Below are 19875 nucleotides of genomic sequence, written 5' to 3'. Positions count from 1 at the left end.
ATAGGAGGAATTTGTCATGACTAAAAAATTATTGAAATGTGGTTCACTTTGCCTTTTGGCATCTGTATTCTTAGCAGCATGTAGTGCGTCAGGTAGCAACAGTGGTTCGTCTGAAGAGAAAGCAGCTTCAGGTGGTGACGAAGCTGTTCTGGAATTCTATCATGGCTACCACCACAGTGAAGATGAGTGGCCAGCTGCAAAAGTTATGCGTGACTTGTATGACGAATTTGCCAAACAACATGCTGATGGGGACGTTGAATTTAAGGCAACACCAGTCAATGGTAGCTTGACAGATATTATGAACAACAAGGTTGCCAGTGGTGAGTTCCCAGATATGATTGACCTGGCTGGTAATGATGTATCACTTGCAGCTATCGAACAAAGTTTGGTATTGGACTTGAAACCATACATTGACGAAAATGGTCTTGAGAAGAATGTTGGTCTGAACTATACCCAAAACGATGTTGATGGAAAAATCTTTACTGTTCATGACCAATTATTGACACTTGGTTTGTGGTACAATGCAGATATTTTTGAAAAAGCTGGTGCTAAAACCCCAGATCAGTGGGCTAAATGGAGCGACTTTACAGAAGCAATGGCAAAAGTTCGTAGCCAAGAAGGTATCTATGCCTTTGGTGCTGGGGAACCTGCAATTCGTCTCTTCAACACTGTTTTAGGTTCTTCTGAAGCCGGTCGTAAATTGTTGGAAGGTCCACTTACTTCTGAAGGCATTGACTCAAAAGAATTTGCAGAAGCACTGAAACTGGTTATGACAGAAGTACAGGCAAACGGTTCTGCCAATGCTGGCGGCGATGCCAACGTTTACTCAACTGATTTCACAGATGGTAAGTCAGGCGTGTTCTTCAACGGTGTTTGGGCAGCAGGTGGCTTGTCTGAAAATCCAGCGTATCGTCCTGGTCTCTACGCTGGTAATATCGCAATTTCCTCAGCAGGTGGTGGTTTGACTATCTCAAGTGGCTTGTCTGAGCCTGAAGAAAAATTGGCATTAGAGTTTGTTAAATACATGACTAGCGACGATGTTCAAAAAACTATCTTTGAAAAAGTAGGTGCCAACCCAACCAGCCAAGCAATTGATACAGCAGAAATTGCTAAAGGATCAGACGACGCAACTGTTAAATTGCTCGGTGAAGCAACTTCAATGGCAAACAATGCAGACGTCATTGTGCCAACCGTTGTTTCAGCTTGGGGTGGTGATGTTCGTACAGCTATCATTAACGCATTGACAGAAAGTGCTGCTGACGGTGTGGACATTGACCAAAAAGTAAAAGAAACTCAAGATATTTTGAAAGCCCTTATCGGCTAAAATTACAGGGCTAGGGAAGTGTATCCTTAGCCCTTTTGTTTAGAAAGTGAGTAATAGTATGGCAAAGAAAACCATGACCTTGAAAAACAGGAAACAGCAGAAACAGAGGTTCATTTTCCTATTCCTTTTGCCGACCTTGATTTGTTTCTTCTTGTTTTATTTCTATTCTGTGGTGACGATTTTCGCTACTTCCTTTACCAAGTGGGATTATACTAACCTGACTAAACCAGAATTTTTAGGTTTCGGCAATCTATTTGCCAACTACAAGTATATTTTTAAGGAATATCCTTTCTTCTTGGAAGCACTGAAAAACTCCCTGACCTGGGCAGCGATCGGTGTCTTGGTTCAAGTTCCTCTAGCATTATCAGTGGCAATAGCTCTGTCAAAAAAATTGCCAGGCTGGAAGATTTCACGGAACCTCTATATCATTCCAAGTATCATCTCAAGTGCGGCTATGGGCTTGATTTTCTTACAAATCTACAATCCTAACTACGGTGTGGTCAACCAGGTCATCCGTTTCTTCAATCCAGATTTCACAGGAGCCATCCTCTTGACGCCTGGTCTGAATATTATCGCTATGACCTGTGCTTATATCTTCTTTGCTGGAACATCCACCATCATGATTCTAGGACAAATCTTCGCCATTCCACAAGAGATTCATGAAGCAGCGATTTTGGATAATATTACGGGTTGGAGACGAGAGTGGTACATCACTATTCCCATGATCAAAGAAACCTTGAAAACAGTCTCCATTATGGCAGCTACTTCTGGTTTTCTATTGTATAACGAGGTGTTCTTCTTGACCAATGGTGCTGCAGGAACCAAGAGTATCAGTTTCATCATTCGGGAGTTAGCAGTATCAAGTTCTCGGACCCAGTATGCTAGGGCAAATACCATTGGTGTGATTCAAATATTGGGTGGTATGTTGATTATTCTCTGCATTAACTTGATTTTCAGAGAAGGCAAAGCTAGAAAGTGAGAAATGAGTATGGATGCTAAATTAAGTGGACTATCAAGAACAGGCAAGCTCATTATTTATGGCTACATGGCCATTACCTGTTTGATTTCAGTGTTTCCAATATTATGGATTTTCCTTTCTTCCCTTAAGGCTGATCCAATGAAAAATCCTGGTATCAGCTTACCGACTGACTTGAGTTTTGAAGGCTATATCAAGGTATTTACAGAACTCCATGTCTTGGATTATTTTTGGAACAGCTTTAAGGTGGTTTCAATATCTGTATTGATTAGTATAATTATGATTTCTATGTCTTCCTACGTTATTGCACGTATGGAATTTAGGGGCAAGAAATTAATTACAGCAATGCTTTATTCAACCCTATTCATTCCTGCAACGGCCATGACTTTCCCTGTTTATCGTTTGGTAAATGTTCTGGGCATTTATAATACACCGGCAGCCTTGATTTTTGTCTACTCTTGTAGTGGTATTGCCATGAGTTTCTTTATCATCAAGAACTACTTTGCCATTATTCCAAAAGAGCTAGAAGAGGCAGCAGAAATTGATGGGGCTACCTACGCTCAGACCTTCTGGAAGGTCATGTTGCCTATTGCTAGACCGGGTATTTTGACAGCAGCTATCTTAGCCTTTATCAATAATTGGAACGAATACTATTGGGCTTCTATGTTGATTATCAACAAGGATGAATTGACAGTTCCAGCCTTGCTGGGTCAATTTACAACCAGCTTTAATACCAACTATAATGGTCTCTTTTCAGCCATTGTCGTGATTATCTTACCACCGATTTTACTATTTGCTTTTGCAAGTAAATACTTCATCGAAGCACTGGGAGGAGGAGCAGTAAAAGGATGACAAAAAACAGTTTACAAGACATCTATAAACGTACGGAATGGTTTAGACAGGACCGCTTTGGTATGTTTATCCACTGGGGGCTTTATTCCATTCCTGGCAAGGGAGAGTGGATTCGTAGCCACCAGCAATTATCTATAGAGGACTACCAACCATACTTTGAAGCCTTTAATCCAACTAAGTATAATCCGAGGGAATGGGCTAGGGCAGCCAAAGCAGCAGGCATGAAGTATATGGTCTTGACAGCCAAGCACCATGATGGTTTTTGCTTGTTTGATTCAGCCTACACCGACTACAAGGCTACCAACACACCGATTGGCAAGGATTTGGTGGCGGAGTTTGTACAAGCTGTCCGAGAAGAGGGCTTGAAAGTCGGTCTTTACTTTAGCCTGATTGACTGGTATCACAAGGATTATCCAAAGTATAGAGACATGATTCATCCCATGCGGGAAAATGAAGCCTTCAAGGATGAAGTGATTGATTTTGATAATTACTTGACCTTCCTACACAACCAAGTCGAAGAAATTGTAACCAAGTATGGCAAATTGGACATTCTATGGTTTGACTATTCTTATGGCAATATGTTCGGAGAAAAATGGCGGGCAACTGATTTGATAAACTTGGTTCGAAAGCACCAACCAGATGTGGTTGTCGATAATCGTCTGGAAACCTCTGGAGAGGGATTCGGCTCTATTGTGACGGATGACATCAACATTTTCTCTGGTGATTTTGTTAGCCCTGAGCAAATTGTTCCGCACGAAGGCATTCGCAATGCACATGGAGAACCGATTCCTTGGGAACTGTGCTTAACCATGAATAACAACTGGGCTTATAATCCAACGGATCATCTCTACAAATCATCCAAAACGTTGATTCGCAAGTTAGTTGAATGTGTCAGCAAAAATGGGAATATGATTTTGAATGTCGGACCAGATGCTCTGGGTTTAATTAACCCAGAAAGCAAATCTATTTTAGAAGATTTTGGCAACTGGTTGGGTAAGAACGGAGAATCTATTTATGGCTGTGGTGTCAGCTCACTGCCTAAGCCTGAATGGGGCTACTATACGCAAAAAGGCAATACTATCTATGCCCATGTCTTTGAACAACCAATCGGACCTCTTGCACTGATTGGTATTGATGAGAAGAAAGTGAAGCGAATGAGCTTCTTGCACGATGGTAGCGAAGTCAAGATTTCTAAGAGCTGGACGACCAATGCTTATGAAGGTATTTGTTTTGCCCAGTATGGGGACATTCCCCATTTTACCTATCCCCTACCAGATGAGGTAGATAGTGTGATAAAAATTGAATTAGAAAGTGAATGAGTATGAAGATTGAAAACAATCATCTGGCTCGATACTTCAAGTTAGTGGATGGGAAGTTTTATACTTCCCATATTCTGAATAAGGACTTAGAAGTGGTCGTGCCGAACCAGTCAACGCAAGAATTTCGTATGGTTCTCATGAATGGCAGAGAATTGACATCAGAGCATTTTGAAGCCCATGTTGTGGAGCAAACCAAGGAAACCCTTCTTCTAAGTTTTAACGGAGAGCATATCCAGCTCCTGTTAGAGTATAAATCTAGGGCGGATGTCATCAGTAAAAAAATGACCGTCCTGAACTCTCAAGAGGCCATCAATTATATCGATGTGGAATGGTATGAATTTGCTAATAACGAGGGTATTTTTTATCCTCAGAAGCAGGATGACATCAAGGAGATGGCTGGTTTTTCAGGTTATTATGTGGAACTGGGGCAGCCAGTCTATTCCAAGTCACTATTCTTTGGCATGGAATTTCCGATGGGAGAAAATAGGGTAGATGGCGAAGTTTATTTTTCACGCTATTACCTAGGGAAAGCAGTTTCGTCTGCTAAGGAAATCTGGCCAGTTGTCATAGGTGCGGCACCTTCGACAGATAAACAAGGAATCCAGACAGCCTTTTATAATTATATTGAAGGCATTGCCCAGCCAAGTTTTTTCAGAAAGCAGTACAATTCTTGGTATGACCACATGACCAATATTGACGAGGACATTATTATCAAGAGTTTTGAGGAAATTTCTCATGGCTTTGAGGACCATGGTATCCAGCTAGATGCCTATGTTGTCGATGATGGCTGGTGCGACTATGAAAGTGTTTGGGAGTTTAATCATAAGTTCCCGAATGGCTTGACTAAGGTCAAGGCTTTGGTCAATAATCTGGGGGCTAGTCTCGGTCTTTGGATAGGCCCCCGAGGTGGCTATAACGGGACAGAAGTAACCATGAGTGATTGGCTAGAAGCGCATCCCGAGTTCGGTAGTAAGAACAAACTATCAAACGATGTCAATATCGGTGATTTTACCTACCTCAATCGGATGAAAGCCAAGATGTTGGATTACCAAAAGCAGTACGACATTAGTTATTGGAAAATTGATGGTTGGTTGTTGAAACCTGATGTACAGGATTCATCTGGGGATTATGCTATGCACACCATGACCCCTGTTTATGAATTTTTGATTGAACTTTTGAAAGATCTGAGAGCTGAACGAGGGGAGCAAGATTGCTGGCTCAACCTGACCTCCTACGTCAATCCAAGTCCTTGGTTCCTCCAATGGGTCAATAGTTTGTGGATCCAGATTTCTCAAGATGTTGGTTTTACGGAGAATGCAGGTAGTGATATTCAGCGGATGATAACGTATCGTGATTGTCAATATGAGGAATTTTTAGATAAAAGGGATATTCAACTGCCTCTTTGGAGCCTTTATAATCATGAACCAATCTATGCCAGCACAGCTCATACATGGTATATGGACCATCAGATGTATGCGACAGTAGAGGAATTTGAAGATTATCTTATGTTCATTGCGACACGGGGGAATGCCTTCTGGGAGTTCCATTATTCTTACACCATGTTTGATGAAGAGCGTTGGAAAGCCAATGCGCGTGCTGTCAAATGGATTGAGGCTAACTATCCGACATTGAAACAAAGTCAGAAAATTGGGGGCAGTCCATCAGCCTTTGACATTTATGGCTACCACTGTGTTAATGGAGATAAAGAAATCCTTTCACTCCGTAACCCATCTGGTGAAGCAAAAGTCTTCACAAGTGAGAATTGGAACCTATATGATTACCAGACAGTAAAAGGTCATTTTGAACAAGTTTCTGAGACTGAGATCCAATTAGCACCGTATGAGATTGTAATTTTATCAAAATAGGAGACAACCATGAAAAAACAATACGCAGTAGGTGTAGATATTGGGGGAACAAAGGTTGCCGTTGGGCTGGTTGATAGCAATGGAACTGTAGACATGAGTTTACGTGTACCTAGTCAGGTAGATAGTGCAGAAAGCCTATTCCGATGTGTTTGTTCGGCAATTGATGACTTGCTTTCAAGCCAAGGGTTAACAATCCAGAAAATCAAAGGTATAGGTATTGGCTTACCGGGTAAGGTTGATGTAGAAAATGGAGTTGCTGTTTTTCAGAATAACATTCCTTGGAAAAACTTCCCAGTCGTCGCCAGATTTAAGGAAGTCTATGGCGACCTTCCAATTAAAATCGACAATGATGTTAAGGTAGCAGCCTATGCAGAATATCGATTGCTAGACTTAGATTCAAGTGATATGTTTGGCTACATCACCATTTCAACTGGTATAGCAGCGACCAATATTATTAATAATTCAATCCTTCGTGGTTCTGGATTTGCAGGAGAAATTGGTTTTATGCCTGTTCAAAGTTTTGGGCGAACCAGTGGGCTAGAGTTAGCTTGTTCAGGACCAGCGATTGAGCTTCAAGGTAAACAGATGTATGGCGTTGAAACCATATCTACCAAAGATGTATTTGAAAATTGGAGAGCAGGGGACAGGACAGCCAAGGCTATCATTGAGAATGCATGCACGGGTATTGCACAGGCCATTCAGAATATGGTTTGTTTCCTAGATCCCAAAGTGATTGTTCTTGGAGGTAGTGTTGCCTTACATAATCTTGATTTTGTTGAAGAATTTAAAGAGGAACTGAAACTACATTTGCATAAAGAACAGGAACATATTCTGAATAATATACTTGTTTCAAAAATTGAAGGTAATAACGGAATCATTGGTTCAGCCTTCCTAGTCCAATAACATTGAAGGAGAAGGATATGAAGATAGATAGTTCCTAAAGTAGAATTAAGCAGTATACGTAGGCCGTATTATTGATTGACTAGGAAAATGAGCAAGAATTATTTTTCAATTGAGGTTTACAAATGAGATTAAAAAAAGTGCAAATTAAATTGTTTTCAATAGTTGCATTGATGTCTATTGGAATTATTCAGTCTCAAGTGAATGCGGATGAAATTTCACTCACTGAGATTGAATGGAACTCTGCAACTCACGGCGATGCAACATCATCTAAAACTGTTCAGATAAACCAACCCTTTACGGCTGGAAATGATGGAAGAGATAATAAAATATCTTTAAAAATGGATGACGGGAATATCAGAGAATTTGAAAATGGGATAGGTACAGTAGCAGCCAATCCATCGACAATCAGCTATGATATTTCTAGCTACAATGCTACATCTTTCAGCACCTACGTAGGGATTGATCGGACTGCAAGACCAACCGATCATAGGTATGCCAAAGTAGATAAAGTCGAAATTTTAGTTGACAATGAAGTTAAGTTTACAACTCTAACTGATTATCCAGATGGGATAAATTATGATGCTCCAGCCATACCTTTACAGGTTGATATTCCCGCAGGAGCACAAAGATTAGAGTTAAAAAGTTATTCAGGCCAATATACTTGGGGTGATGAAGTTGTATTTGCGGATCCCAAACTAACCATACCAGAGCATTCGGTTACTAACCCTTCAGAAACTAATGAAGATCCAAATTCATTACCTATTCGAGAAGGTTCGGTATACTTGTCTGATTTAGAATGGAGAATTGCAACACATGGAGATGCAACATCTTCTAAAATTGTTCAAAAAAACAAGCCATTCTCACTTGGAAATAACGGTAATAATCAAAAAATATCCCTAAAAATGTCAGATGATTCTATAAAAGAATTTGATAAAGGTTTAGGAACGATTGCTGGTTCGCCTTCAACAATTGAGTATAACATTGAAGGAGCAGAAGTCAGTCATTTTGCAACTTTTGTTGGACTTGATAGAAGTGCTGGTCACTCTGATAATAGATATGCCAATATTGAGAAAGTTGAGATTGAGGTTGACGGAGAGGTAATCTATTCCACTTTAGATGAATATCCAAATGGTATAAACTATAATACAAAGGCAGTTAAAATCGATATTGAAATCCCAGAAGATTCTCGTACTTTTAGATTGAAAAGTTATGCTGGGGCTCAAACTTGGGGAGATGAAGTTGTATTTGCAGGTGCGTATTTTGTTGCAAAAGGAGCATTCAAAAATCCAAATGACTTTGACCCAGCTCCTAAACGTCGTGAAATTTCAAATACAAGTCCCCTTCTAATGATGCCACTTTACGCTAATGGAAATGAATACAGCCGTGGAAATTATGCTTTCTGGGGTGGAGATACTTTAGCCGGTAAGTGGGAAAATATCGATCCCGAATTAAAACCATATACAGTTATTCAAATCCATCCTGACGACTTACCAAAGAGAGCAGGAGTTGCTCAACAATTTTATGAGCATATACTTAATGAAGCACAAAATTACATCAATCCACAAACGGGTCAAAATGAGCCAATTCCAGTAATACTAACGGTTTATACAGCAGGTAATCAACCTCACTATACTGCAGCTCATTGGATCGGTATTGACTGGATCGATAGAATGTATGAACGATACTCTAGTTTACAAGGAGTATTCTCAACTGAAAACTATTGGGTGTGGGCAGGAGATGTAGAAAGCAAAGCAGCTGAGTATTTAAAATTATCTGCAAAACATGGTGGTTACTTTATCTGGTCTGAACAAAATAACGGTGCTTCAATCGAAAAAGCTATGGGAGCACATGGAAAAACAGCCTTTAAAGAAGCGGTAGAGAAGTATTGGGAAAACTTTATTTTCATGTACAAAAATACACCAGCCCATGAAGGAAATGATGCACCAACTGCAAGTTATATGACAGGATTGTGGTTGGCGGATTATGCTTATCAATGGGGTGGTCTGATGGATACCTGGAAATGGTACGAAACTGGAAAATGGAAGTTATTTGAACAGAGCAGTATTGGTAAGACTCAAGGGAATAGGCAGTGGTTAACTCAACCTGAGGCTATGCTCGGTGCTGAAGCTATGAACATTTATTTAAATGGTGGATCAGTTTACAATTTTGAACACCCTGCGTATACCTATGGTGTTAGAAATGAAGAATCTCCTCTATTCTCAAATGTTATAGAAACATTCTTTAAGTACATCATCAAAAACCCAGCACCATCAAAAGAGGAAGTATTAGCTAATACTAAAGTAGTCTTGAGTGGCAATTATTCATCAAAACGTGACGGACACTTCTTTGTTGATGTGAATACTGCAACGCACCAAAGTCCTTTATATACTACTGGTCGATACGGTACGTTGCCAGCGGTTCCTGCTAGTATTTCAGTTGATGTATTGCGATCAAAATTACCTGAAACAATCCAAGTATTAAGCTTTTCATCAGGTGAGATGAGTTCAGCTGCCAATAGAAGAAACTTTTTGAACGCACTTTACCCAGAAGAATATACTGGAAATATTTTTGGAGATGAAATTGATAACAGAGTTTTTATCTATAACTATGAATATAATAGTGACAACGATCAAACAGGTTCATTCGAACTAAATGGGAAAGAGTTTGATGTCACATTGAAGTCGCACTCATTCACTATTGTCGAAGAAACAGATTCTGGTTTGCATATTCTCCTCAATAACTATCGGATAAACAAAGATAGTCTATGGGAAGGTGCAACAGATGCAACTTCTGCTAGGGCGTTACCACAGTTGTCAAAACCAGATGCGATTGATTGGGTCTACAACAATTATATTCACAACACTGCTAACTCTGAACAACGCCAAACAGTTTATGTGTTGAAAAATGTTAAAGTAAAACCCACAATTGAGATTCTAAAGTCAACGGATTCAGATATTCAAACACCACAAATAGAATTTGATGAAGTGACTAAGACAGCAAGAATCACAGTTGTAAATAATGGTTTTGCTGAATTCTTAATACGATATTAAACGATTCAAATTGAGTAATAGTTCGATAATTTTGAAAATTCATAGGTAAAGTATGTGGAGGCGGTATTTAGCTACCGCCTTTACTCGTTATCGAAAAAATTTATAGGTACACAATTTCCGTATGTGAAATGGAGTAGAAATTAATTTTTAATTCCAAGTAGTCACGTAGATGTAATACTCCTTAATGAACATATACCAGTTTGGTATATTATTGAAAAGTCCTGAATATTCACCGATATACTTGTTATAGGAGTGAACAGACGTGAGGTACAGACGCATAAAAGATTTAAGAGAAGATGCAGATTTTACTCAAGAATTTGTAGCAAATTATTTATTTTGTAGTCAGGCCTCATATTCGAGAATCGAATCTGGAAAACGTGGTCTGTCAATCGAAGATTTAATTCGTCTCTCTAATCTATATTGTGTCAGTACAGATTATCTCTTAGGATTATCAGATTATCCTAAGAGGATAAAGAAAAATATCAAATAGTCCCTCCTGGTCCTTTGAAAATTGAATAGACCGAGGTGGGACTTTATTTATTTGTCGAGCAGTTGAAAGAGATACGCGATGATATGAGCGAAAAAATATCTGTTTCTAAAATTGGGTTGGAATCCAATTTGCCATGACACAAATAATGTTAATGATACTTCTGAACGTTCAGGCTCTAGTCGAAAAATGGAGCAGGTGAGATTCCTATGTTGATGTCCGAATCAACCCACCAATGTCATGAAACTTGTCTCAATTTTTTTGCTACTTATCTTTTGAGGAGGAAATAATGACAAAAGTAGTAAAAATAAAGTACATACCAGTTGAAAACAGTATTGCAGAGTGGGCTACCAAAAAAAGTCTGATGAAAAGGTGGGATGGACTAAATATACACACACTAAATCGATGGCTTACTGAAATGAGAGAGAATAAAAAATTTAAGCACTATGTCATAAATCCTACTCATAAACTGGTATTTATCAATTTAGATGGATTTGAAGAGTTCCTTACTTGGAAAGAGAAAAATTAGCCGATAATTTTCAGAAGATGTGATAAAATAGAGTGGGTTAATTCTATTGGCTATCATATTTTCTCTTTTAAAAAGAAAGAGAGTTCAAAATGTTTTATAAAAGAAGGGAAACAAAAACAGGAAAAATTAGATTTGAAGTTGGTGATTCTTACAAGGATCCTCTAACTGGGAAATGGAAAACAGCATCTGTGTCTTACTATAAGGATACTAGTTCTGCACGAAAAAAAGCTGAATTTGAATTACAGGAAAAAATTGAAAATTTACTCAATGTTACTCAATCAAAAATTAATGTCGAGACAATTCTCACATTTAAAGATTTGAGAGAAGCTTGGTTTGAGTCGTGGTGTGTCTCAGTCAAAAAGCAAACAGCAGATAGAGAAAAATTGGTACTTAAAAGATTGGGTGAAATTATAGGTGACGATTATCTTCTAACCTCAATAAAACCGTTACTTTTGGAAAAAATTTTGAAAGACTATATTCGAATTTATGATTGCTCAGCTTCAACGTTTTCACATATTCGAAGTAGCTTGAATAAAATTCTAAATTACGGTGTTTTACATCAGATTTACCAATATAATCCACTTTTAGCAGTTAAAATAAACGTATCCAAAAGTAAAAAACGTAAAGCTAAATTGAGAAAGAAAATGCAATTCTTAGAAGTTCATGAATTATTGGTCTTCTTTGAAGAGCTTAGCAAGAGGAGGAATCCTAACTACTACGATTTAGCAATTTTTCTTTTATTTACTGGTATTCGAATTGGGGAAGCAGGAGCTGTTGTAGAATCATCTGTGGATTTAGAAAAAGCTATATTAGATGTCTCCCGTTCATTGCAGTCACATGACTTAAAGGTAGATGACTTTTATTACGATGAGACAAAAACAGATGAATCTGAAAGATATGTTCGTCTTCCGCAAATAGCAGTTGATGCTTATTTACGGGCTCTGCAAAGAAGTAATGAGTTTGATAAGTATATGTTTAAAAATCCAAAAAAATCGTTCAGGAAATCATCATCTGTATTTAGGACAGAATATGGCTCTCCTATAACTTCACATTCTTTTAGAGAAATCATATCGAGAATTGAAACAGATTTGAAAAAGAATTGTATGGAGCGATATGGATTTGAGTGGAAAAAACATGTAACGCCACATTCCTTTAGACATATGCATATTACATATCTTCAAAGAGGGGATGCACCCGTTCCTCTCAAGGAAATCATGGAACGTGTGGGACATGTGAACCCTGAAACAACTATGGGCTATACCCATAGTACAATAGAGTCTCAAAATCAATCTATTCTTGTAATGGAAAAATTTGCATTGGATAACAACTTCAATTTTAAAGATTTAAAAATATGGAAATGTAAATACTCGCAATCAGTATTTGACTTAATCGAAGAGAATATCGAACAAAAAAGTTTGGAATGTTCTTTGAGTACATTTAGAACGCTAATAGGAATAAATGAAAGTTATGCACCTAGACACATAACAGCCAATATATTGCCAAGAGTAAAAGAAGATATTTCAAAATATATTGACCATTTTGAAATCATTACTATCAGGAAACAAGATACAAGTCAAAAAGTTGATGGATATAAATTTGTTTGGGGATAGTTTAATTTAAATTTTTGGTTTATTTTTGGTTTTTTGTGCATTTTTAAAAACCAAGGGTCTTAAACCCTTGCTACGAAAGGATTTTTACTACATGGCAATTATTCAATGGTTTCCGGGTCACATGTCCAAGGCTCGTCGACAGGTACAGGAGAACATCAAGCACGTTGATTTCGTGACTATTTTGGTCGATGCCCGTCTGCCCCTATCCAGCCAAAACCCCATGTTGACCAAGATTGTCGGCGACAAGCCAAAGCTTATGATTTTAAATAAGGTCGATTTGGCAGACCCTGTCCGTACAAAAGAATGGCAGAGCTACTTTGAAGGTCAGGGCATTCGTACCCTTGCCATCAACTCAAAAGAGCAAGCGACGGTGAAAAAGGTGACCGACGCTGCTAAGAGTCTGATGAAAGAGAAGATTGAACGCCTCCGCGAGAGAGGGATTCAAAAAGAAACCTTGCGGACCATGATTATCGGTATTCCAAACGCTGGAAAATCCACCCTCATGAACCGTTTGGCTGGGAAGAAGATTGCTGTTGTCGGCAACAAACCAGGTGTGACCAAGGGCCAACAGTGGCTTAAATCTAACAAGGACCTTGAAATCCTTGATACACCCGGGATTCTCTGGCCTAAGTTTGAGGACCAAGAAGTCGGACTTAAGTTGGCTCTGACAGGAGCCATTAAGGATCAGCTCTTGCCAATGGATGAAGTGACCATTTTTGGTTTGGACTATTTCAAGGCCAACTATCCAGAACGCCTGCAGGAGCGGTTCAAGGGGATGGATTTGGAGCTGGAAACACCTGAACTCATCATGGACTGGACCAAGAAATTGGGTTTCCGTGATGATTATGACCGTTTTTACAATCTCTTTGTTAAGGACGTTCGAGATGGTCGTTTAGGTACTTATACATTAGACAGGGTGAGTGACTTAGATGGCAACGATTAAGGAAGTGACAGCTCTGCTGGCCCAGGTGGACAGTCTAAATAGTCCAGTCTGGGATCAACTGGCTCAGGATGAGCGAGCAGGGGTCCAGACTGCCATCAAGAAACGCCGTAAGGAGCTGGAAAAAGAAGCAACAGAAGATGCTCGCTTAGAAGCTATGCTATCTTACGAAAAAGCCCTTTATGAAAATGGGGTGGAGTTCATCGCTGGTATCGACGAAGTCGGCCGAGGGCCTCTAGCAGGTCCGGTGGTGGCAGCGGCGGTCATCTTGCCCAAAGGCTGTAAAATCCGCCACCTCAACGACTCCAAGAAAATCCCTAAGTCCAAGCATGAAGCCATCTACCAAGAGGTCATGGAGCGGGCGGTGGCAGTCGGTGTGGGAATAAAAGATGCAGCTGTCATCGACCAGGTCAACATCTACGAGGCAACCAAGTTAGCCATGCTGAAGGCTTTGGGGCAGTTGAGCCAAGAGCCTGAACATCTCTTGATAGATGCCATGAAGTTGGATACGCCCATACCGCAAACTTCCATCATCAAGGGAGATGCCAATAGCCTGTCTATCGCAGCGGCTTCCATCGTGGCCAAGGTGACGCGGGATAAGATGATGGCGGACTATGACAGGGAGTTTGCTGGCTATGGTTTCGCCAAGAATGCAGGTTACGGAACAGCAGAACACTTAGAAGGCTTGAACAAGCTGGGCATTACGCCCATTCACCGAAAGACCTTTGAGCCCATCAAGTCAATGCTAGCAGGAGGGAAATTGTTGTGATATTCTTTTTCTGGCTTTTACTAGCTTCCATTGGATTGTTTGCTCTTCTTTATTTCCGGGAGCGACGGTCGATTTTTATCTCTCTTTTTGCCTTGAATGTGCTGGTCTGGGCTTTGTTCTGGGTCGTATCAACTGGTATTTTAGAAAATAATGAAATCTTGCGGGTCTTGGCAATCGCTCTGGCAATCTTATTGGCTCTAGCCTTCTTGAGTGGTCCATTTGTCTTGCTGATTACCCTCTATCTGAACGGTTTTCGGATTTTGAAGCGAGAAGGTGTCCGTTTTCATAACTTTTTATCGTTAGGATTAGCAATCGGCTTAACTTTTTATTTCTTTATCGCGCCGTCTGTAGCAAGCACCCTTTCTGGTATCAGTTTTTTCAATATGGTGTTTGTCTATGTTGGATTTTTAGTGTCCTATGCCATTATCATCAGTATGCTTTATACCACATCTAGCTTTGTCAATTTGGTCAATCTTTTCCCAGGGAAACTGGATTATGTGGTGGTGCTAGGAGCAGGTTTGATTGGTGACCAGGTGACGCCACTTTTGGCTTCTCGGATTGACAAAGGCATAGCGATCTATCAGAAGCAGCCTGGCAGTAAGCTGATCATGTCAGGCGGACAAGGTCCTGATGAAATTATAGCTGAAGGTCAAGCTATGGCAAATTATGCCTTGGAGAAAGGAGTGCCTGCTGAAGACATTCTTATCGAAAACCAATCGACCAACACAGAAGAAAATTTGAAATTCTCCTATGCCTTGATGAAATCAGGCAGTCGATTTACCCTTGTAACCAATTACTATCATGTTTTTAGAGCTCTGCTATTGGCCCGAAAACTGAAAATCAAATGTATCGGCTATGGAGCAAAAACCAAATTTTACTTTAGCCTCAATGCCTTCATTCGGGAATTTGTAGGCTATGTAGTCATGAGTCGAAAGGCGCATTTGGTATTTTTGGGCACCGTGTCAATTCTTTATCTGCTCGGAATGATCATCAGTTTAATGCATTAAAAACAGCCTCTAGTTTTCTAGAAGCTGTTTTCTTATAGCATAAAATAGACAATGGCGATGTATTGCAGTGCTGAAGCCAGTAGGATAAAGAGATGCCAAATCATGTGGAAATAAGGCTTTTTCTTAGCATAGAAGAGCGCGCCAATGGTGTAGGATATGCCACCAGCCAGCATGAGAATGCCGAATGTCATCCCAGTCTTTTGCAAAATAGCTGGCAAGATAAAGACAACCAACCAGCCCATGAAAAGATAGAGGAAGAGGCTGAATTTTTCGTTTATTTTTTTAGCAAAAATTTTATAGAGTATACCAAAAATAGTCAATCCCCATTGCAAACCTACAATCAGATAACCTAGCCAACCACCGACCAAGGAAAGGGCAACAGGTGTGTAACTTCCAGCGATGGCAATGTAAATCATGCTATGGTCAATAATCCTCAGGATGTACTTGTGGGTAGAAGCATAGGGCATGGAGTGGTAGATGGAAGAGGATAGGAACATGAGGAAAAGGCTGATGACAAAGATAGACATGCCGACCACCGCTGTCACGTTATAATCTTGAAAAGAATGAATAGCAGTAATGGGAAGCAAGACCAACATAAGCAGGGCGCCCACTGCATGAGTGACGCTATTTGCGACTTCTTCACCAAATGAAAGTTTTAGACTTAATTTCAAACTAGGATTCATGGTGACTCCTTTCTAACTCCATAGTGAGTTGACGGGTTTTGTAGTAAAGTTTGACGGATTGACAAGCATAGCGAATGATTTCAGGCGTTTCTTCATTTTCCTCGTTTCGCATACAGTCAACAAAATGATTGTATAGTGTTTCAGAACTGTTTGTCTGGAGAAGAAGATGTAAGGTCTGACTGATTTCTTGAATGGAAAAGACATTTTTTAAGATAGTCAAGGCAATCAAGCGGGCTACTTGTTGTTTTTGGTATTTTTTCTTAACAGGTTTTTCGAGCTGCTTGTGTTTGACGTAATTGTTAATCATGGCGGCAGTCAATTTCTTCTGTTCAATATCATCAGGTGAAATGGTCATTTGGTTGACATATAAAAGAACTTGGTCTAGGTAGAGGTCCAAGTCAGGTAATTCATGCCAGTAGGGGAGGGAATGTTTCATAGATTATCAACTTTCTCATATCTAGTAATAATAACTAGATTGTACGATATACAATATTTAAAGTCAAGAAAAAACCTTCTGGACCCAAAATCACAGAAGGTTAGTTGCTTATGGTTGGATAATATTTTCAGGCAATGCCATCTTATAAAGTGAATAGGCTCCGTCTAGGTTTTTAACGTCAAAACCCTTTTCTTTCAAGATGCGTTCGGCAATATAAGAACGAAGTCCACTATGGCAGCTGACAATGTATTCTTTTGAAGCATCCAGTTCTCCAATTCGCTCACGCAATTGGTCCAAAGGGATGTGAATGAATTCTTTGAACTGTCCCTTTGCGACTTCGCCAGGATTGCGGACGTCCAACAAGATTTTGCCGTTTGCTAGCTCCTCATCTAACTGGTGCCATTGGATATTTTGGCTGATACCTTCTGCGATGTTCATGGCAGCATATCCAATCATATTGACAGGATCTTTGGCTGAACCAAATGGCGGAGCGTAAGTCAATTCAAGCTCTGGTAAATCAAAAATCGTCAGTCCAGCCTTGATAGCAGTAGCAAGGACATCAATTCGCTTATCTACTCCCTTTTGACCGACTGTCTGGGCACCGAAAATTTTGCCGTCAGTTGGAGAGAAAATGAGTTTCAGCACAATATCAGTCGCACCAGGATAATAACCTGCATGGTCTTTTCCAGTCGTATGAATAACGGCATGCTCATAGCCGAGTTCTTGAACAGTACGTTCGCTTAAACCTGTTGAGGCGACAGCTAGGTCAAAGACTTTAACGATAGCTGTTCCAATAGAACCTTTGTTTTTTCTATCAAGTCCAGCGATAACATCCGCCACCTGTCTGCCTTGTCGGTTGGCAGGAGAAGCCAGAGAAATCAAGGCATCCTGTCCTGTTATTTCTTGTTTAACTACAATGGCATCACCAACGGCGTAGATATTATCTTGATTGGTCTGATAGTTTTGGTCTACGAGAATACCGCCACGGAGACCCAGTTCAATTCCAGCATTTTTAGCCAGTTGACTATCAGGAGCAACACCGACTGAGAGAATGGTCACATCAGATGACAAGGTTTGTCCGTTAGACAATTCTAGAACCTGTCCCTTTTCATGAAAGGCAGTTACGGATTGTCCAGTGATAACATTGACCCCCTTACTTGTTAGCTCTGCTTCCACATATCGTGCCATTTCCAAGTCAAAAGTAGGTAAAACATGAGGAGCCTGTTCGACAAGCGTGACCTTCAAGCCTTTTAAAGCTAAGTTTTCAGCCATTTCCAGACCGATAAATCCTGCACCAATAACAATTGCCTGACCTGATTCGATTTGGTCTAGCTTGGCCATAATCTTATCTAAATCGGGCACATTTCGTAGAGTAAAGAGATTGCTTGCTTCTTCAATACCAGATAGATTTGGAATGACAGGTTTGGCACCTGGTGATAAAATCAATTTGTCATAGTTTTCTGTGATTTGTCCACTTGGAGTATTGACAGTGACCGTTTGCTGCTCAGTATCGATACTAATGACTTCATGGAAGGGGCGGACATCTAGATTAAAGCGTTGTTTCAAACTTTCTGGCGTTTGGAGTAATAAACTATCATGCTCTGCTATTTCCCCAGAAATATAATAAGGTAAACCGCAGTTGGCAAAGGAAACATACGGTCCTTTTTCAAATACAATGATTTCAGCCTCTTCCTTCAGACGACGCAGACGAGTAGCTGCTGACATACCGCCAGCGACACCACCTACAATAATTATTTTCATGCTATTCCTCCTGTCCAGGCATTCATACCGCCTTTAATGTTGATTGCTTGATAGCCTTGAGATTTTAGATATTCTGTCGCCCGTTGGCTACGCATGCCAGATTGACAGATGATGAGATAGTTCTTGGTTTTGTCACCTTTAAATTGGTCAAGTTGACTTAAGGGATGGTTGATGGCTTGTGGAATATGACTACTAGCAAATTCGTCGACTTCGCGAACATCTAGCAAAATAGCATTCGTAGATTTTAATGCTTGTTCTACATCAGTTATCGGAAGACTGTCAGTATTTGAAAACATTCCTGAAAATAATTGTTTAAACATTGTTACTCCTTTATACCCTAAGGGGTATCTAAAATATATCAAGGAATCGGAAAGATGTCAAGGTAAAAAATTGACATTTTTCACTTCAAGCAGTACCATATAGGGTATGAATACTGATAAGAAAAAGATGATAAACCGTTTGAAACGGGCTGAAGGTCAGCTCAGAGGCATTCAGAAAATGATTGAAGAAGACCAGGAATGCATTGATATTGTAACTCAGTTGAGTGCTGTTCGTTCCAGCATTAATAGTATGATGGGAATGGTTATTGCTCAGAAGGTACAAGATTGTATCACTCATCCATCTGAAAACCCTGAAGAACAAGAAGCTCGTCTTGCTCAAGCTATCAATTTAATCATAAAAAAATAGGAGTAGGGGTATGTCGACAGAAAGAGAAAAAATGATTGCAGGGGAATTTTATCAGGCTGGTGATCCAGAATTGGTTCAGATGCGGATTTTAGCTCGTCAAAATATGAAACGATTTAACGATGAAGTAGATGGTCAGGTTCGTTCGGAGCAATTGAAGAACTGGTTTGGAGCTACAGGTGAGCGGATTTACATGGAGCCAAATTTCTACTGTGACTACGGTAGTAATATTCATGTTGGTGAGGATTTTTACGCTAATTTCAACTGTACCATGTTGGATGTTTGTCCCATTACCATTGGCAAAAATGCCATGCTTGGTCCCAATGTACAGTTGCTAACTCCACTTCATCCACTAGATCCTGATGAACGAAATTCTGGTTTGGAATATGGAGCTCCAATTACCATCGGTGATAATTTCTGGGCTGGTGGTGGTGTGACAATCTTACCTGGCGTGACCTTGGGCAACAATGTTGTTGTTGGTGCTGGTTCTGTTGTGACCAAGTCTTTTGGTGATAATGTTGTTTTAGCAGGCAATCCTGCGCGTGTTATCAAAGAAATACTTCAAAAGTAATTCTTCCATTTGGGAGAATTCAGACTGAAGACAAAGTCCTTAGAATTTATTTTCTAAGGGCTTTTCTTCGTATTTAGGAGTATAATATAATAAAAAGGACTTGTGAGGT

Annotated in this window: 19 protein-coding genes; 15 read left to right on the top strand and 4 right to left on the bottom strand. The window is 39.9% G+C overall.

All coding sequences use genetic code 11. The features are described 5' to 3' along the window. Positions 1 to 16 precede the first annotated feature (16 nt). The 13 genes from RFK25_RS05155 (at position 17) to RFK25_RS05095 (ending at position 15631) form a co-directional block, all read left to right on the top strand. Positions 17 to 1324: an ABC transporter substrate-binding protein gene (locus RFK25_RS05155; RefSeq protein WP_160863565.1), complete on the top strand. Its 1308-nt coding sequence runs from the start codon at positions 17 to 19 to the stop codon at positions 1322 to 1324. Between the two features lie 58 nt (positions 1325 to 1382). Further along, the gene (locus RFK25_RS05150) at positions 1383 to 2303 is read left to right on the top strand and encodes a carbohydrate ABC transporter permease (protein ID WP_023370305.1); all 921 of its coding nucleotides are present in this window, start codon (positions 1383 to 1385) and stop codon (positions 2301 to 2303) included. A 9-nt stretch (positions 2304 to 2312) separates the two neighbouring features. Then, entirely contained in the window at positions 2313 to 3152 is an 840-nt protein-coding gene (locus RFK25_RS05145; RefSeq protein ID WP_024394492.1) for a carbohydrate ABC transporter permease, read from the top strand. Next, positions 3149 to 4471, top strand: a complete 1323-nt coding sequence (locus RFK25_RS05140; protein ID WP_332412003.1) for an alpha-L-fucosidase — start codon at positions 3149 to 3151, stop codon at positions 4469 to 4471. Before RFK25_RS05145 ends, RFK25_RS05140 begins: the two co-directional genes overlap by 4 nt. Before the next feature lie 2 nt (positions 4472 to 4473). Next, complete coding sequence (locus tag RFK25_RS05135) at positions 4474 to 6336, top strand: alpha-N-acetylgalactosaminidase (RefSeq protein ID WP_160863631.1); 1863 nt, start codon at positions 4474 to 4476, stop codon at positions 6334 to 6336. Positions 6337 to 6345: 9 nt separating this feature from the next. Then, positions 6346 to 7239: an ROK family protein gene (locus RFK25_RS05130; RefSeq protein ID WP_023370313.1), complete on the top strand. Its 894-nt coding sequence runs from the start codon at positions 6346 to 6348 to the stop codon at positions 7237 to 7239. A 122-nt stretch (positions 7240 to 7361) separates the two neighbouring features. Then, positions 7362 to 10289, top strand: coding sequence for a glycoside hydrolase family 98 domain-containing protein (locus tag RFK25_RS05125; protein WP_332411994.1), 2928 nt, complete (start codon positions 7362 to 7364; stop codon positions 10287 to 10289). A gap of 262 nt (positions 10290 to 10551) precedes the next feature. Beyond that, positions 10552 to 10779: a helix-turn-helix domain-containing protein gene (locus RFK25_RS05120; protein ID WP_023370317.1), complete on the top strand. Its 228-nt coding sequence runs from the start codon at positions 10552 to 10554 to the stop codon at positions 10777 to 10779. Positions 10780 to 11065: 286 nt separating this feature from the next. Beyond that, positions 11066 to 11305 carry a DNA-binding protein gene (locus RFK25_RS05115; RefSeq protein WP_332411990.1) on the top strand — a complete coding sequence of 80 codons (240 nt, stop codon included), beginning with the start codon at positions 11066 to 11068 and terminating at the stop codon, positions 11303 to 11305. An 89-nt stretch (positions 11306 to 11394) separates the two neighbouring features. Continuing rightward, positions 11395 to 12915 (top strand): tyrosine-type recombinase/integrase, encoded by a 1521-nt coding sequence (locus RFK25_RS05110; protein WP_332411989.1) that lies wholly within the window; start codon positions 11395 to 11397, stop codon positions 12913 to 12915. Positions 12916 to 13006: 91 nt separating this feature from the next. Next, entirely contained in the window at positions 13007 to 13858 is an 852-nt protein-coding gene (gene ylqF / locus RFK25_RS05105; RefSeq protein ID WP_332411988.1) for a ribosome biogenesis GTPase YlqF, read from the top strand. Beyond that, positions 13845 to 14624 carry a ribonuclease HII gene (locus tag RFK25_RS05100; RefSeq protein WP_332411986.1) on the top strand — a complete coding sequence of 260 codons (780 nt, stop codon included), beginning with the start codon at positions 13845 to 13847 and terminating at the stop codon, positions 14622 to 14624. Before ylqF ends, RFK25_RS05100 begins: the two co-directional genes overlap by 14 nt. Further along, the gene (locus RFK25_RS05095) at positions 14621 to 15631 is read left to right on the top strand and encodes a YdcF family protein (RefSeq protein ID WP_332411984.1); all 1011 of its coding nucleotides are present in this window, start codon (positions 14621 to 14623) and stop codon (positions 15629 to 15631) included. Before RFK25_RS05100 ends, RFK25_RS05095 begins: the two co-directional genes overlap by 4 nt. A gap of 32 nt (positions 15632 to 15663) precedes the next feature. On the opposite strand, the gene trhA is transcribed toward RFK25_RS05095, so the two are convergent. The 4 genes from trhA to RFK25_RS05075 form a co-directional block, all read right to left on the bottom strand. Continuing rightward, a complete protein-coding gene (gene trhA / locus RFK25_RS05090; RefSeq protein ID WP_332411983.1) occupies positions 15664 to 16314 on the bottom strand; it encodes a PAQR family membrane homeostasis protein TrhA in 651 nt (216 codons plus the stop codon). Continuing rightward, positions 16304 to 16750 (bottom strand): DUF1836 domain-containing protein, encoded by a 447-nt coding sequence (locus RFK25_RS05085; RefSeq protein ID WP_332411982.1) that lies wholly within the window; start codon positions 16748 to 16750, stop codon positions 16304 to 16306. Before RFK25_RS05085 ends, trhA begins: the two co-directional genes overlap by 11 nt. A gap of 108 nt (positions 16751 to 16858) precedes the next feature. Next, positions 16859 to 18511 carry an FAD-dependent oxidoreductase gene (locus tag RFK25_RS05080; RefSeq protein WP_332411981.1) on the bottom strand — a complete coding sequence of 551 codons (1653 nt, stop codon included), beginning with the start codon at positions 18509 to 18511 and terminating at the stop codon, positions 16859 to 16861. Further along, positions 18508 to 18831: a rhodanese-like domain-containing protein gene (locus tag RFK25_RS05075; protein WP_332411980.1), complete on the bottom strand. Its 324-nt coding sequence runs from the start codon at positions 18829 to 18831 to the stop codon at positions 18508 to 18510. The genes RFK25_RS05080 and RFK25_RS05075 overlap by 4 nt, the downstream gene beginning before the upstream one ends. A gap of 106 nt (positions 18832 to 18937) precedes the next feature. Between RFK25_RS05075 and RFK25_RS05070 the strand changes: the two genes are divergently transcribed. After that, positions 18938 to 19198 carry a metal-sensitive transcriptional regulator gene (locus RFK25_RS05070; RefSeq protein ID WP_009909865.1) on the top strand — a complete coding sequence of 87 codons (261 nt, stop codon included), beginning with the start codon at positions 18938 to 18940 and terminating at the stop codon, positions 19196 to 19198. A 10-nt stretch (positions 19199 to 19208) separates the two neighbouring features. Further along, on the top strand, positions 19209 to 19766 hold the full coding sequence (locus tag RFK25_RS05065; protein ID WP_332411979.1) for a sugar O-acetyltransferase: 558 nt from the start codon (positions 19209 to 19211) through the stop codon (positions 19764 to 19766). Positions 19767 to 19875 lie beyond the last annotated feature (109 nt).

It is taken from the genome of Streptococcus sp. SS-4456 (assembly GCF_036680365.1).
In the GTDB taxonomy this organism is placed as follows: domain Bacteria; phylum Bacillota; class Bacilli; order Lactobacillales; family Streptococcaceae; genus Streptococcus.
The sequence above is the reverse complement of the archived record's forward strand: the minus strand, read 5'-3'. Positions and strand labels throughout refer to the sequence as shown.

What these genes read in the sequence shown, in the direction of transcription:
- RFK25_RS05075 (WP_332411980.1), bottom strand. Translation starts at nt 18,831, where the DNA reads ATGTTTAAACAATTATTTTCAGGAATGTTTTCAAATACTGACAGTCTT.
- RFK25_RS05080 (WP_332411981.1), bottom strand. Translation starts at nt 18,511, where the DNA reads ATGAAAATAATTATTGTAGGTGGTGTCGCTGGCGGTATGTCAGCAGCT.
- RFK25_RS05135 (WP_160863631.1), top strand. Translation starts at nt 4,474, where the DNA reads ATGAAGATTGAAAACAATCATCTGGCTCGATACTTCAAGTTAGTGGAT.
- RFK25_RS05145 (WP_024394492.1), top strand. Translation starts at nt 2,313, where the DNA reads ATGGATGCTAAATTAAGTGGACTATCAAGAACAGGCAAGCTCATTATT.
- RFK25_RS05100 (WP_332411986.1), top strand. Translation starts at nt 13,845, where the DNA reads ATGGCAACGATTAAGGAAGTGACAGCTCTGCTGGCCCAGGTGGACAGT.
- RFK25_RS05155 (WP_160863565.1), top strand. Translation starts at nt 17, where the DNA reads ATGACTAAAAAATTATTGAAATGTGGTTCACTTTGCCTTTTGGCATCT.
- trhA (WP_332411983.1), bottom strand. Translation starts at nt 16,314, where the DNA reads ATGAATCCTAGTTTGAAATTAAGTCTAAAACTTTCATTTGGTGAAGAA.
- RFK25_RS05115 (WP_332411990.1), top strand. Translation starts at nt 11,066, where the DNA reads ATGACAAAAGTAGTAAAAATAAAGTACATACCAGTTGAAAACAGTATT.
- RFK25_RS05065 (WP_332411979.1), top strand. Translation starts at nt 19,209, where the DNA reads ATGTCGACAGAAAGAGAAAAAATGATTGCAGGGGAATTTTATCAGGCT.
- RFK25_RS05125 (WP_332411994.1), top strand. Translation starts at nt 7,362, where the DNA reads ATGAGATTAAAAAAAGTGCAAATTAAATTGTTTTCAATAGTTGCATTG.
- ylqF (WP_332411988.1), top strand. Translation starts at nt 13,007, where the DNA reads ATGGCAATTATTCAATGGTTTCCGGGTCACATGTCCAAGGCTCGTCGA.
- RFK25_RS05140 (WP_332412003.1), top strand. Translation starts at nt 3,149, where the DNA reads ATGACAAAAAACAGTTTACAAGACATCTATAAACGTACGGAATGGTTT.
- RFK25_RS05085 (WP_332411982.1), bottom strand. Translation starts at nt 16,750, where the DNA reads ATGAAACATTCCCTCCCCTACTGGCATGAATTACCTGACTTGGACCTC.
- RFK25_RS05110 (WP_332411989.1), top strand. Translation starts at nt 11,395, where the DNA reads ATGTTTTATAAAAGAAGGGAAACAAAAACAGGAAAAATTAGATTTGAA.
- RFK25_RS05070 (WP_009909865.1), top strand. Translation starts at nt 18,938, where the DNA reads ATGAATACTGATAAGAAAAAGATGATAAACCGTTTGAAACGGGCTGAA.
- RFK25_RS05130 (WP_023370313.1), top strand. Translation starts at nt 6,346, where the DNA reads ATGAAAAAACAATACGCAGTAGGTGTAGATATTGGGGGAACAAAGGTT.
- RFK25_RS05150 (WP_023370305.1), top strand. Translation starts at nt 1,383, where the DNA reads ATGGCAAAGAAAACCATGACCTTGAAAAACAGGAAACAGCAGAAACAG.